The organism is Rhodanobacter hydrolyticus (assembly GCF_044904645.1).
Genome location: NZ_JADIKK010000008.1, coordinates 2954975 through 2969149, shown reverse-complemented (window position 1 = coordinate 2969149; position 14175 = coordinate 2954975). Strand labels below are relative to the sequence as shown.

The 14175-nt window shown below is 66.7% G+C and carries 12 protein-coding genes; 4 read left to right on the top strand and 8 right to left on the bottom strand.

Annotated features, from left to right (window positions below; translation table 11 throughout):
- Positions 1-432: 432 nt before the first annotated feature.
- From ISP25_RS15885 to ISP25_RS15870, 4 genes are all read right to left on the bottom strand, one after another.
- Positions 433-1665, bottom strand: a complete 1233-nt coding sequence (locus ISP25_RS15885; protein ID WP_404615265.1) for an acetylornithine/succinylornithine family transaminase — start codon at positions 1663-1665, stop codon at positions 433-435.
- A 198-nt stretch (positions 1666-1863) separates the two neighbouring features.
- On the bottom strand, positions 1864-3174 hold the full coding sequence (locus ISP25_RS15880) for a sigma-54 dependent transcriptional regulator (protein WP_404615264.1): 1311 nt from the start codon (positions 3172-3174) through the stop codon (positions 1864-1866).
- 251 nt (positions 3175-3425) lie between these two features.
- Complete coding sequence (locus ISP25_RS15875; RefSeq protein ID WP_404615262.1) at positions 3426-4028, bottom strand: LON peptidase substrate-binding domain-containing protein; 603 nt, start codon at positions 4026-4028, stop codon at positions 3426-3428.
- 15 nt (positions 4029-4043) lie between these two features.
- On the bottom strand, positions 4044-4862 hold the full coding sequence (locus tag ISP25_RS15870) for an SDR family oxidoreductase (protein ID WP_404615260.1): 819 nt from the start codon (positions 4860-4862) through the stop codon (positions 4044-4046).
- 119 nt (positions 4863-4981) lie between these two features.
- Here ISP25_RS15870 and ISP25_RS15865 point away from each other — a divergent pair, with 119 nt between their 5' ends.
- Both ISP25_RS15865 and ISP25_RS15860 read left to right on the top strand, forming a co-directional pair.
- The gene (locus ISP25_RS15865) at positions 4982-5896 is read left to right on the top strand and encodes an ABC transporter ATP-binding protein (protein ID WP_192158175.1); all 915 of its coding nucleotides are present in this window, start codon (positions 4982-4984) and stop codon (positions 5894-5896) included.
- Positions 5893-7308, top strand: a complete 1416-nt coding sequence (locus ISP25_RS15860) for a hypothetical protein (protein WP_404615256.1) — start codon at positions 5893-5895, stop codon at positions 7306-7308. Before ISP25_RS15865 ends, ISP25_RS15860 begins: the two co-directional genes overlap by 4 nt.
- Here ISP25_RS15860 and mpl read toward each other — a convergent pair whose 3' ends face one another.
- The 3 genes from mpl to ISP25_RS15845 are packed head-to-tail and all read right to left on the bottom strand — an operon-like array spanning position 7309 to position 9968.
- Complete coding sequence (gene mpl / locus ISP25_RS15855; RefSeq protein ID WP_404615254.1) at positions 7309-8670, bottom strand: UDP-N-acetylmuramate:L-alanyl-gamma-D-glutamyl-meso-diaminopimelate ligase; 1362 nt, start codon at positions 8668-8670, stop codon at positions 7309-7311.
- A 9-nt stretch (positions 8671-8679) separates the two neighbouring features.
- On the bottom strand, positions 8680-9363 hold the full coding sequence (locus ISP25_RS15850; protein ID WP_404615252.1) for a hypothetical protein: 684 nt from the start codon (positions 9361-9363) through the stop codon (positions 8680-8682).
- 5 nt (positions 9364-9368) lie between these two features.
- Entirely contained in the window at positions 9369-9968 is a 600-nt protein-coding gene (locus tag ISP25_RS15845; protein WP_404615250.1) for an adenylate kinase, read from the bottom strand.
- Positions 9969-10110: 142 nt separating this feature from the next.
- On the opposite strand from ISP25_RS15845, the gene ISP25_RS15840 reads away from it, so the two are divergent.
- Both ISP25_RS15840 and ISP25_RS15835 read left to right on the top strand, forming a co-directional pair.
- Complete coding sequence (locus ISP25_RS15840; RefSeq protein ID WP_404615248.1) at positions 10111-11379, top strand: 6-phosphofructokinase; 1269 nt, start codon at positions 10111-10113, stop codon at positions 11377-11379.
- A 74-nt stretch (positions 11380-11453) separates the two neighbouring features.
- Entirely contained in the window at positions 11454-13142 is a 1689-nt protein-coding gene (locus ISP25_RS15835) for a hypothetical protein (RefSeq protein WP_404615246.1), read from the top strand.
- Between the two features lie 54 nt (positions 13143-13196).
- On the opposite strand, the gene ISP25_RS15830 is transcribed toward ISP25_RS15835, so the two are convergent.
- Positions 13197-14015 carry an isocitrate lyase/PEP mutase family protein gene (locus ISP25_RS15830; protein WP_404615244.1) on the bottom strand — a complete coding sequence of 273 codons (819 nt, stop codon included), beginning with the start codon at positions 14013-14015 and terminating at the stop codon, positions 13197-13199.
- Positions 14016-14175 lie beyond the last annotated feature (160 nt).

Genomic DNA, 14175 nt, shown 5'->3' with positions numbered 1-14175 from the left:
ACATCCGCTAAACCGCGGATGCCTTACCGCAAGGCCTGTGCCCATACGCCAAGCACTTCCACCAGCGCCGGCTTCGCACATCTCCGGAATTGAGCCGAAGCAAGCCATCAGGTGTGCGGCGTGGTTGTACGGGCAGTCGGATGAACACCTACTGGACCTCCGTACACCCGCTGGATTGCCACAGATTGAGGCCCACCAGCTCGAACTCTTCCCGCAACGCCCGCGCCACACGTTGCGCCCTGCGCAACGCTGCCGCCATGTCTTCCGCAGTCAACGTGTAGACGACGCGGCAACACCAGTACCTGCCCCGGCACTGCACGTCTTGGCTTGGCTTGGCGCAGATCCATGACGGCCAGGATGTCGCCGTTTTCAGCAACGATGCTGGCCGCCATTTGTCTGCCGCCATCACTCAGAGCGGAAAAGGCATCCTGCTCATGCTGCCGCGAACGCGGCGAGCGCGGCATGCAACCGCCTAAGGCCTTCCGCCATTTCTTCGTCATTGATCGTCAGCGGCGGCACGAAGCGCAGCACGTCCGGACCCGCCTGAAGCACCAGCAGGCCGTGGGCGGCCGCGTGATCCAGGATCACGCCGGCCTTGCCCTTGTGCACCCCCGCCAGCACCGCTCCGATCATCAGGCCGCGACCGCGTACTTCGTCGAACAAGTGCAGCTCGCGGTTGATGTTCTCCAACCCGGCCCGCAGCACATCCGCCTGCCGCGCCACGTTGGCCAGCACGTCCGCTGATCCCAGCTTGCGCAACGCCACGCGAGCCACAGCGGCCGCCATCGGGTTGCCGCCGAAGGTGGTGCCGTGCGCACCGTACTGCATCACTTCAGCCACCTTCGCGCCCGCCAGCATCGCGCCGATCGGGAAGCCGCAACCCAGCGCCTTTGCCAGGGTCACGATGTCCGGCTGCACATCGTCATGCGCGTGCGCGAACAGCGCGCCAGTGCGCCCCATGCCGCACTGGATCTCGTCCAGCACCAGCAGCGCGCCATGCTCATCGCACAGCTCGCGCACGCGCTTGAGGAAGCCCGGCGCGGCCGGCACCACGCCGCCCTCGCCCTGCACCGGCTCCAACATCACCGCAGCCACGTCACCGGCAACAAAGGCGGCCTTCAATGCAACGACGTCATTGAAATCGAGGTAGCGGAAGCCGGCCGGCAGCGGCTCGTAGCCTTCCTGGTATTTCGGCTGCGCGGTGGCAGTGACCGTGGCAAGCGTGCGGCCGTGGAACGAGCCCTTGAAGGTGACGATCACGCGCCGCTCCGGTGCGCGCCCCTGCGCTGCCGCCCATTTGCGCACCAGCTTGATCGCTGCCTCGTTCGCCTCGGCGCCGGAGTTGCACAGGAACACGCGTTCGGCGAAGCCGCTCGCCTGCACCAGTTCCTCCGCAAGGCGCAGCGGCGGCTCGGTCCAGAACACGTTGCTGGCATGCCAGAGCTTGCCGGCCTGCGCAGTGAGCGCGGCAAGCAGGTCGGGATCGCCATGGCCCAGCGCGTTCACCGCAATACCGGCGCCGAAATCGACGAAATCGCGCCCTTCGGTATCCCACACCCGCGCCCCTTTGCCGTGGTCGAGCACCACATCGCGCGGCTTGTACACCGGCAGCCAGTAACGCTTGCCGAGGTCGATCAGGGATGGGGACGAATCATGTTGCTGCATGGGGCACTCCGGATTGCGCCTGGCCATGTGCCCATGCTCATCCGGAGCGTCGCGAAACGCCCGCGATCGCAGGGGCGGCCTGGTAATGCGCGTCAGGCCGCCATTATCCACGCGCGGTCGCCGAATCAGAAGTCGAACCCGACGCAAAGCCACGACCGGACGCCATCGCGTCACGCGCGCGTGCCTGTCCGCGCCGCGCTAGGGCGCGCGCAGTTCCAACTGATATTTCTTGCACAGGCGATACATGGTGACCCGGGATACCTGCAGGCGCCGCGCGCACTCGCTGATGTTGAACCGGCACTCGCGCAGACAGGCAGCGATGACCTCGCGCTCGGCCGATGCACGGAAGACGCCAAGACTGGTGACCGCCGGGAGGTCGCGCTCCTCCGTATCGCCCGGCAACGCCAGGTCGGTGGCGCTGATGAGCGGACCTTCCGCCATCACCGCGGCGCGCTGTACCCGATTCCGCAGCTCACGCACGTTGCCAGGCCAGGGGTATCGATGCATCGCACGCAATGCCACGCTTTCGAAGCCGCTGGCGGCGCAGACCTGCCGCGCGCGGAAGCGCTCGAGAAAACGATGCGCCAGCAAATCCACATCGTCACCGCGCTCGCGTAGTGGCGGTATCTGCAGTCGCAGGACGTTGAGCCGGTAGTAGAGGTCCTCGCGGAAGCGCCCGGCCGCCACGGCATGCTCCAGGTCCAGGTGGGTGGCGGCCATCACGCGTACGTCGACCTCGACCGACCGGCTGTTGCCCACGCGTTGCAGCACGCCCTCCTGCAGGAAGCGCAGCAGGTTGATCTGCGCGTCCAGCGGCAGATCACCGACTTCGTCCAGCAGAATGGTGCCGCCAGCGGCACTCTCGATGTGCCCGATCCGCCGCGCGGTGGCGCCGGTGAATGCGCCGCGCTCGTGGCCGAACAGTTCGGACTGGACCAGGTTGGGCGGCAACGCACCGCAATTGATCGCCACGAACGGCTGCATGGCGCGGATCGAAAGCCGGTGCAACACGCGGGCGGCCACTTCCTTGCCGACGCCGGTTTCGCCCGTGATCAGCACCGGCAGATCGATCGGCGCGTATTTGCGCAGGCTGGCCACCACCGCCGCCACCGGCGCGCTGCGCCCCACCAGTTCAGGCAGGTCGGTTGCCACCTCGGCTCCGCGCGACGGAATGCCGGCCGCCTGTTCCAACGCAACGAGCAGGCGCGGCAAATCCAGCGGCGCGCTGAAGAAATCCCGGCACCCCTGCAGGATGCGCTTGACCTGCGGACGTCGTGCCGGCATGTCGAGCGGGATCAGGGCAATCCACGGCACCGAGGGGCAATCCGTCATCAGCTGCTGCATCGCCTGCAACAGGTGGGCATCACCCTGGCGCAGATCCGCCAGCGCCACCATGCCGCCGCCTTCGCGCACCTTGACGCAGACGTCGCCGCCGGCGACCCGGACATTCCATCCGGCTTCAGTCAGGCCGCTGCACTCCTGGGCTTCCGGTTGCCCGAACCAGATCACGCACCCCAAACGCCTCGAGCCCGTGGCGTCCATTGTCCCCACTCCCCGGATTCCGATCGCCACGTGCCGCTTCCCCCTGGCGACACGCGTGTGGCGGCTCCATGCCTGATTGTCATTCGGCGCGGATTGTAGACCCGCGATGAAGTCAGTGGCGTAACAACGGCCACGAAGCGACGCTTCCGGCGTCAGGCACGGGGCTTGCTTGATGAGCGCTGCCAGAAGACGGCTTTCCCCAACGTCACCGGGCGGATTCAGGCCTTCTGGAATCGCGGCAGGATGTCGCGCAATTCGGCCAGGCGTTGCAAGGGATCGGTCATTTCCAGCAGGCGTTGACGTTCGTCGCCGCCCAGCGGCAACAGTTCGGCCAGCCGGAAACCCAGCCAGCGCGCGTCGTCGTAGCAGGTGCGCGGCGCACTTCGCCATTGCGGAGCCATCGCTTCGACCAGGCGTTCGGCAATCGTCTGCAGTAACGCGAGCTCCACCGGCACCGATGCGGGCGCCTCCTCCGGCCACCACTCCACTTCGCCGCGCAACTGGCCGTCCGAACGTATCCGCGTGCCCCTCACCCGGAAGCGCCGGCCGCCCTTGGCCACGATGCCGAGCAGGCCATCGGCGCCGCAGTGGAAATCCACGATATGCGCCAACGTGCCCACGGCTGCCGGCAAGGCCGGTTCGCCCGTCTCGCGTCCGGCGAGGATCAGGCAGACGCCGAAACCGCTGCCATCGCGCGAGCATTCACGCACCAGGTCCAGGTAGCGCGGCTCGAAGACGCGCAGTTCCAGCCGCCCGCCCGGATACAGCACGGTGGATAGCGGGAACAACGGCAAATCGGCGCTGGAGAACCGGCCAGCCATGTCTGGTGCGTGAACTCAGCCCAGGAAAAGATCGGGCAACAACGGCTGCCCCGGTTGCACTGCGTAACGGTCGAAATCGCTCAGGCCAGTCTCGCGCAGCACGTCTTCGTCGATGGCGAACCGGCCCGTGTATCCGCGTGCGGGACGGGTGAGGATGGCATGTGCCGCATCGGCCACGATCTCCGGCGTACGGCAATGCTCGGGCTTCACGCCTTCGATCATCGCAATGGCGGCGGTGGCGATCACCGTGCGCGGCCACAAGGCGTTCACCGCGATGCCCCGCGGGGCCAGTTCCGCACTCATACCCAGTACGCACAGGCTCATCCCCATCTTGGCAATCGTGTAAGCAGTGTGCGGAGCGAACCATTTCTGATCGAGCGTAGGCGGCGGCGCCAGCATCAGCACATGCGGATTGATCGCCTTCTTCAGGTACGGCAGGCAGGCCTGCGTGACCAGGAAGGTACCGCGCGTGTTGACCTGGTGCATCAGATCGAAGCGCTTCATCGGCGTGCCTTCCACGCCAGCCAGCCAGATCGCGCTGGCGTTGTTGACCACGATGTCGATGCCACCGAAACGATCGGCCGCCTGGGCCGCCGCGGCGTGCACCTCGGCCTCCTCGCGGATGTCGCACCTGATCGCCAGCGCCTGGCCGCCTGCTTCTTCGATCGCTGCCGCCGCGGTGTGGATGGTGCCGGGCAACTTGGGATTCGGCACGCCGCTCTTTGCGGCGATCACGACATTGGCTCCGTCACGCGCGGCGCGCAGCGCAATCGCCAAGCCGATGCCGCGCGAGGCGCCGGTGATGAACAGGGTTTTGCCGGAGAGGTTGCTCATGGCGGAATCGGCCTGATTGGAATTCCGGCAGGATATCGCGTCCGGCACCGCATCCCACTGGACGGGTCCACCGCGCAACGGCACATTAGCCGCCACGCCAACGGGGAGTTTGCGCAAGGATGTCCACCCTCATCACTACACCGCCTTTCGCCGACACGCGGACCGAATCCGTACTGCGCGTGAGCGGCCTGCGCAAATCCTTCAAACAGCGCGAAGTGTTGCGCGGCATCGACTGGGAAGTGCCCTGCGGACGCGTGATCGGCCTGCTCGGCCGGAACGGCGCGGGCAAGACTACCCTGCTGCGTTGCCTGCTCGGCCTCTCGCCCATCGACGCCGGAACGGTGGAACTGTTCGGCGAGTTGATGACCGAGCCCGGCGGCGAGCGCATGCACCGCATCGGTTTCGTGCCGCAGACCTTCGACCTGTTCCCATGGATGAAGGTGCGCGCCTACCTCGACTTCACCGCGGCGTTCTACGCGCGCTGGAACCATGCGTTGGCCGAGCGCCTGCTCGGCGACTGGCAACTCGACCCGAAGCAGAAGATCGGCGAACTCTCGCAGGGCCAGCGGCAGAAGCTGGCCATCGTGCGCGCCATCGCGCCCGAACCCGACCTGCTGGTGCTGGACGAACCGGTGGCCAGCCTCGACCCGCAGGCACGCCGTGCCTTCATGGCCGAGCTGCTGGAGCTGATGAAGGCGCCAGGCAAGACAGTGATCTTCTCCACCCACATCACCGCCGACCTCGAACGCGCCGACGCCGACATCACCCTGCTGCGCGACGGCGCGATCCAGTTCACCCGTCCGCTGGCGGAGCTGCGCGAACACCTGCGTCGCGCGGTGCTCGTGCGCGACGGCGGCTGGTCCCACGCGCCGGTAGTCGCCGGCCTGCTGAAGGCTTCGCTCAAGGGCGACGAAGCGCAGTTGCTGGTGGAGGATGCAAACACTGAAAGCCTGCAAGCATTGGCCACGCGCGAAGGCGCCACGCTGCGCATCGAGATGCCCACCCTGGAAGACCTTTTCGTGGAGCTGGCATGAGGGCGGTGTGGCAGTTGTGGCTGCAGCCATGCCGGCAACTGCTGGTCGGTGCACTGCTGTTGCAGCTGGTATGGCTGGTCGCCGCGATCCTGCTTGGCTGCGTTCCCGCAGTCGGCGCGGGCATTGCCGGCGTGGCCGCCACGCTGCTCGGCTTCGGCACCTGGTTCTGGTTCACCATGCTGGGCATGTGCCTGCGCGGGCTATGCCGGCCGGAGAGTTTTCTGTTGCCGGACTTCCGCTGGCGGCTTGCCTTGATGGGCGGCTTGCAAGTCGCGCAGTGGGCGCTCCTGCCCATGGTGACCGCGCTGTTGATGGGCCTGCCGCATGCGTTGCTGGGCGGCGCATGCATCCTGCTGCTGGCATCCATCGGGCTGGCCGCCAGCTCGGCGCGCTACGTCAACCTGCTGGTCTGGGTCCTGTTCGTGCTGGCCGGCTGGCAACCGGGGCTGGCTGGCCAGATTGCCAAGGCGATGATCGCCTCGCCCTGGACCGCGCCGCTGGCGCTGTTGCTGGCGACGCTGATCACACGCCTCAGCCTGCGCTCGATGCTGCGCATCGACGACCAGGAGCCCGGTGCCTCGCCGCTGGAGAACGCCCAGCTCGGCCGTTCGCGCGCACGCGCCCTCGACGGTACGCCAGTCCGCCGCGGCAAGCTGGCCAAGCGCATCGGCGCGATCTTCGACAACACCTCGCAACGTGCGATGGAACAGGCGCTGGCGCGCTATCGCGCGAAGCCCACGTGGCGGCTGCGCATGGTGCTGGTGCGCCGACTGCTGCTGCCGCACGACAATCCGCAGGCGATCGCGCTGCGCCTGGTGCTGGTGGCAGCCATCGTAGCGTTCTACGTGCTGGCGGTGATGCATCGCCAGCATTTCAACGCGGTGGTGGTGGGCGCCTACGCGATCCTGCTGGGCCTGTCGCGCTTCCCGCAGCTCGGCCGCGGCATGCGGCAGATGCGACCGAATCTCGCCGACCTCTACCTCACGCTGGCGCCGCCGACCCGCGCCGACTATCAGCAGACGCTGATCGACGCGCTGGTGGTGCTGGTGCCGATCACCGCGCTCAGCACCATGGCCTATACCGGCCTGGGCATCGTGCTCACCCATGCCGCGGAGCCGGTGCGCATGCTGGTCACCGCAGCCATCGTGAGCGTCGGTACCAGCCTCACCGCGCTCGCGGTGCACCTGATCGGCCCCGAGGGCAACCTGGGACGCGGCGTGGTCGACCTGGTCGTGACGTTGGGCGGAATGGCGGTGTACTGGGGCGGTTACTGGTTGCTGGGCGCACTGGGCCTGGCCTTCGGCAGCACTGCGCTGCTGCTGGTCACCCTGGGTTTCGGGCTCGGCGTCTGGACGTCGGCACGGCGGGAATATCTACGCCGGCCGCCAAGCTTCGATGCACCGCTGGCCTGATCAGCCGCGCTCAAGCAACTCAACGAAACGCCGCGGCGCGCCTTCGAAGCCGCCGTTGGACATGAACACCACGTGGTCGCCCGGTTGCGTCTTCGCACGCAAGGCCGCCAGCAGCGCATCCACGCTGGGCGCAGTATTCCCGCGACCTTGCAATGCATCGGTGACGCGCTGGGCATCCCACGCCAACTCGGGCCGGTGCAGGAACACCACGCCATCGGCATCGGCCAGCGAAGGCGCCAGCGCCTCGGCGTGTGCGCCGAGGCGCATCGAGTTCGAACGCGGCTCCAGCGCCACCAGGATGCGCGCCTTGCCCACGCTGGCGCGCAGGCCCGCCAGCGTGGTGGCAATGGCGGTGGGGTGATGTGCGAAATCGTCGTATACGCGCACGCCGCCCACTTCGCCCACCAGCTCCATGCGCCGCTTCACGCTGTCGAAGCTGGCGAAGGCAGGCAGCAAGGCACGCGGATCCGCGCCCGCCGCCGTTGCCGCCGCGAGTGCGGCCAACGCGTTCATCACGCTGTGGTTGCCCAGCAACGACCAACGCACATTGCCCAGCAATTCGTCCTTGCGCATCACGCGGAACACGCTGCCGTCGGCCTCGATCAGCTCGGCCCGCCAGTCGCCTTGTCCGATGCCGAAGGTTTCCACCGGCGTCCAGCAGCCCATCGCCAACACCTCGGCAAGACGCTCGTCGTGCGCGTTGACGAGCAGCCGACCATTGCCCGGCACCGTGCGCACCAGATGGTGGAACTGGCGCTGGATGGCCGCGACGTCGGGGAAGATGTCCGCGTGGTCGTATTCGAGGTTGTTGAGGATGGCGATGCGCGGCCGGTAGTGCACGAACTTCGAGCGCTTGTCGAAGAACGCGGTGTCGTATTCGTCCGCCTCGATCACGAAGGGCGCCTGCCGGCTGCCCAGCCGCGCGGAGACACCGAAGTTGCCCGGCACGCCGCCGATCAAAAAGCCCGGTGCCATGCCTACGCTTTCCAGCAGGTGTGCGAGCAGGCTGGTGGTGGTGGTCTTGCCGTGGGTGCCGGCCACGGCCAGCACCTCGCGCCCCGCCAGCACCGTCTCGCCCAGCCATTGCGGGCCGGAGACGTAGCGCAGCTGCGCGTCGAGCATGTATTCGACCGCCGGATTGCCACGCGTCATCGCATTGCCCACCACCACCTCATCGGGCGCGGGTTGCAGATGTCCGGCCGCATAACCGTCCATCAGGCGGATACCCAGTGCTTCGAGCTGGGTGCTCATCGGCGGGTAGACGTTGGCGTCGGAACCTTCGACCGTGAGGCCAAGCTCGCGCGCCAGCGCGGCGACGCCGCCCATGAAGGTGCCGCAGATGCCGAGGATGTGCAGTTTCATGTCGTCCAATCAATACGTTTCACGCACGGGGAATTGCCAGCCCGTCAGCGCAAGGAAGGCCAGCCCCAGCGCACGTGTAGGGCCATTTTTGGGGGATAACCGATCAATGACATGATAGCGATCGCCGTCGCGCAGCTCGATGATCCACTGCGCACCATCGAAGCCCAAAGCATCGACATGGGCCGGCAGCGACCAGGCTTGCGCCGCATCGATTTGTTGCTGGATGCCTTCAATCTGCCTGGCGTCGAGTACGATCCGCGCTGTTCGCAAAACCGCACCAGGCTGATAGCCGCCGGCACCGTTCAACTCGACGGCACGCAGCATCCAGCCGCCTGCATCCCGCACGATGCTGACACTGATGGGATGATGGAACGTCCTGAGCCAGACAAAACGGTACCCCACGCCGAACCTACCGCAGGACCACGAATCCAGGCCCAACGCAGCAAACTGACTCGCATACCATTTGCGCTTGAAACTGTCGTCGTGCCGCGGATGAACAGTCGCCGCGGCACCACTCCGTTCCTGCGTCTTCGCCGAACCGGCAGGCGTGCTGGAATCAGGATTCACAAAGGTATTGGCAGCGAAGTAATAGTCCGCCGCAGATGGTGCAGGACATGCGCGCATGCCCTGCGCCCATCCGAGCGCAGGGGCTACGAGCAGCCAGAAACCGACATACACGCGCCGCAGGCGCATCGGACTCAGCCGCCGTTTTGCGAAACAGCGGTGGCCGCCTCTTCGACCCTCAGCGCGCGCTTCACGCGTGCCGTGACCTCGTCCAGCTCGCCCACGCCATCGACCACCTGCAGCTTGCCACGCTGGGCATAGAAGTCGGCCACCGGCGCGGTCTGCTCGGCGTAGACCTTGAGGCGGTCGCGCACCACGGCGGGATCGTCGTCCTTACGGTGCTCGGCGGCGTAGCGGATCTCGCAACGGGCGATGATCGCCTCGTTCGGCACTTCCAGCTTCACCACGGCGTCCAGCGGCTGCCGGATGCGGGTCAACAGGTGGTCGAGCGCATCGGCCTGTGCGAGGTTGCGCGGGTAGCCGTCGAGTATGAAGCCGTTCTTCGCATCGGGCTGGGCCAGGCGCTCTTCCAGCATGGCGAGCAGGATATCGTCGGAGACGAGTTTGCCGGCATCCATCACGGCCTTGGCCTTGAGGCCGATGGGTGTGCCCGCGGCCACGGCCGCGCGCAGCATGTCGCCGGTGGAGATGTGCGGCACGGCCAAGTCCGTCTTCAGCCGGGCGGCCTGGGTACCCTTGCCCGAGCCGGGCGCGCCGAGTAGCACGAGTCGCATATCGCTCCACAATGACGGCAAGCGGCCGCCGATTCGTCTGGAAATGAGTTCCACGTTAGCGTTTGCGGCCCGTTATAGTCAAACAAAATAGTCAAACAAACCGCGACACACGGCGCTTCGCGCCCATTACCGGAGACTCGCCATGCCGATCCGTCGCCCCGTCCAAGGCAAGCTGCTCTATGCCCAGTCCGGCGGCGTGACCGCCGTCATCAATGCCACGGCTGCCGGCGTGATCGAGGCAGCCCGGGCCAGGGGCGTAAAAGCCTACGCTGCGCGCAACGGCATCCTGGGCGCGTTGCGCGAAGACCTGATCGACACAGGCAAGGAATCGAAGGCCGCCATCGCGGCGTTGCGCCACACGCCGGGCGGTGCGTTCGGCAGCTGCCGCTACAAGCTGAAATCGCTGGAGGCCAATCGCGCCGAGTACGAGCGCCTGATCGAGGTGTTCCGCGCGCACGACATTCGCTGGTTCCTTTACAACGGCGGCAACGATTCCGCCGACACCGCGCTCAAGCTCTCGCAGATCGGCAAGGCCATGGGCTACGACCTGCGCTGCATCGGCGTGCCCAAGACGGTGGACAACGACCTCGCCGTCACCGACTGCTGCCCCGGCTTCGGCTCGGTGGCGAAGTACACGGCAATCTCCACGCTGGAAGCCAGCCTCGACGTGGCCTCGATGGCCGAGACCTCGACCAAGGTGTTCATCCTCGAAGTGATGGGCCGCCACGCCGGCTGGATCGCCGCCGCCGCCGGCCTCGCCGGCAACGGCCCGGACGAGGCGCCGCACGTCATCCTGTTCCCCGAGAACGTGTTCGAGGAGGCCGCCTTCCTCGCCAAGGTGAAGGCCACGGTGGAACGCGTGGGCTGGTGCACCGTGGTCGCCTCCGAAGGCATCCGCAACTCGGCGGGCCAATTCCTCGCCGACGCCGGCACACACGACGCCTTCGGCCACGTGCAGCTCGGCGGCGTGGCGCCCACGCTGGCCGCACTGGTGAAGCAGAAGCTCGGCTACAAGTATCACTGGGCCCTCCCTGACTACCTGCAGCGCTCCGCGCGCCATGCCGCATCGAAGGTGGATGCCGAGCAGGCCTATGCCGTGGGCAAGGCTGCGGTGGACTGCGCGCTGGCCGGCATGAACGCCGTGATGCCGGTGATCGTGCGCATCAGCGACGCGCCCTACCGCTGGAAGGTCGAATCCGCGCCGCTGGCGAAGATCGCCAATCGCGAAAAGAAGATGCCGAAGGGTTTCATCGCCCGTGACGGCTTCGGCATCACCGCCGCCGCACGCCGTTACCTTGCCCCGTTGATCCAGGGCGAAGCAGTACCGCCCTATGGCACGGACGGCCTGCCGCGCTACGTAACCCTGAAAAACGCCGCGGTCGAACGCAAATTGCCCGCATGGCGCCCTTGACCCGCTGCCGCTCGACCGCATGATGCACGCACCGATCGGCCACCACGGCCGGTCGCGCACACCAGGGGAAACACATGAGGAGTCGTCTGCGCGCAACGTCGGCCGCGTTGCTGGTCGTGGCTTGCGCGGCCGCCACGCCTGCATGCGCATGGGCAGTGGCGCCAAAGTTCGCTCCCAAGGTTGATGCACGCAGCTACATCGACGTGTGGCGCCTTCGCCACGACGTCGCCGTCGTGGAAGCGAGCTATGTGGACGACAGTCCGCGGGCGGAAGCACAGGCCTGCAAGCGCGACGACGCTACCGGCAGTACAGCCGCCGGGCAACGCGCCGAATATGCCTGCATTGCCGCCCTGCGTCGCCGCAGCGCGGCATATCGGTCGCTGTTTGCCGCCTTCAATGCCGCATGGCTGCCGGCGATCCGCAACGCGGTCGCGCACGGCGACCCCGTGGCCGAGGTGATCCTGCGCCAGTGCGCGACAACCAGCGCACTGGATCGGCGCGGCATGGCCTCGACCTGCGACGACGATCCCGCACAACGGGCCATCGCCAACGGGCGCCTGCGCGCCATCGGTTTCGTACCTGCACTGGACATCCAGTTTCCCAATTGGCAGCGGGCACACGACAGGCACGTCACCCGGCTGGAAAACCAGCAGCGTGCACTGGATGCGATACGCCATGGCGCGCTTGGCTTCGACACGATGCATGTCATGAGCAACGGCAATGCCGCCATGAATGCCGACGACCTGCAGTGGTACCGGAACTACGCGCTGGTCGAAGCCGCGCTGCAGGATGCGCCGATCGCCTTCACGGTGACGCCAGGCACATTCAGCGCCGGCTGGAAGACCGCGGCATTCGCCACGCTGAAGCTCAACCGCCAGCCGCTGACGCCCGGCTTCCTTACCTGGGGGCGTCGCCTGTACTTCGCCGGCAGCGGAACGGTCTACACCGGCCCGCACTACTGGCGCTCGAGTCCAACCAGGGTGTACGTGCCCGACAGCGAATCGATGAAGAAGATCGCTGCCACCGGCACGAACTACGAACAGTTCAAGCGTGCCCTGGCCGGCGCATCGCTGCACGAGATCACCCTCTCCGGCACTGGCGACGGACTATTCCGGCGCGAGCTCTACGACACGCTGGCAACCATTTCGACATCCATTGACGCGTACCTGAAGCAGGATCCGCGCTGGGCGGTATTCCTGCTGCACCGCGTTGGCCTGCACGAATGGGTACCCGCGGGCACGCGCAGCACCACGGCACGGCTCGATCGCGCATGGCTCGGCACCTGGAAGCTGCAAAGCCGGACGATGGACTGGGATCAACCGCTGCAACCGGCAAACGGTTATGCCCGCATCACGCGCGACCGAACCGGCGACTTTCACATGACCGTACGCGCGACGCCGGCCGAAGCCTTAGCGCCGTTCGGGAACGTCGACGACTGCGCGCTACGCTACAGCGGGGGCGCCACCTACTCGGTGAAGCCGCAGCCTGCCGGCCAGGAAACCACCGCGCTGGGCGCCATCAACGGGCAACACGCCCGCGAGGCCCTGGCTCCGCTCGATCCCAAGCTGCGTTACAAGCAGGTACTGATGCAATGCATCGGCGCGGAGTCGCCGTATTCGGACAACGTGCGCTTCCTGCTGCTGGCTCACGACCACCTGATCGAGATCGGCGTGGACGAAACGGCACGGTTCCCGCATATCGCCGTGCGGCAATACCTCAGAGTGCGTCAACAGGCATCCGAAGCCAGCACCGGCATGTATTGACGGCAGCTTCCATGTGCCAGGACCGGCGCACCGACGCAGTCACGATATGACCACTCAAAAAAGGCCGTTCAACTCCGCATGCGTGGCGTTGTCGGAGAAGCCGTCGAAACGGCCCTCGGCCAGGCCGCGCGCAGCGCGCAGGAAACCGCCCCACGCGGCGCCCGCCAGTGCGCCGCCCACGCTGATCCGGCGCACACCAAGGTTTGCAAGATCATCCTGCGTGAACGGTGTGGCGTAACCCACCAGCACGTTGACCGGCTTCGGCGCGACGGCACGCACCACCGCCTCGATCTGTTCGCGGGTACGCAGTCCGGGCGCGTACAGGCAATCCGCACCGGCTTCGGCATAGGCACGCAGGCGCTTCAACGACTCGTCCAACGGGTCGGGATGGCCGACCAGGAAGCATTCGGCGCGGCCGATCAGCATCACGTCCTGGCCGGAGGCGTCGATCGCCGCCCGCGCGGCACGCATGCGCGCCACCGCTTCCTCGAGCTCATACAACGGCTGCCCGGCGTCACCGGTGGAATCCTCGATCGACAGACCCGCTACGCCGGTATCGACGCAACGACGCACGTTGTCCGCCAGTTCCTTGAGGTCGCGGGCATGCCCGTCCTCGAAGTCGGCGTTTACCGGCAAGTCGGTGGCTGCCACGATCGCGCGGCAGTGCGCCAGCACCGCATCCACGTCCATCGCGTTGTCCGCGTGCGCACGCGACCACGCGAAGCCCGAACTGGTAGTCGCCAACGCCTTGAAGCCAAGCTGCTGCAAGGCCCGGGCGGAACCAGGGTCCCAGGGATTGGGAAGCATGAAGCAGCTGCTTTCGTGCAGCTTGCGAAAGGCGGCACGGCGTGCCGCGAAGCTGGCGGAATTCATTTCCGCAGCCTACTACGCCTGCCGCTTCATAGGTGGATCAACCGACCTCGCACATGCAATACCGCCATCACGAACCGGCTGATGCCTAAGACATCGTGTCAGCGGCATGTCGTGCCACGTGCGCATGTCGATCTCGCAGCGTCACACTCCGCACGTAGGG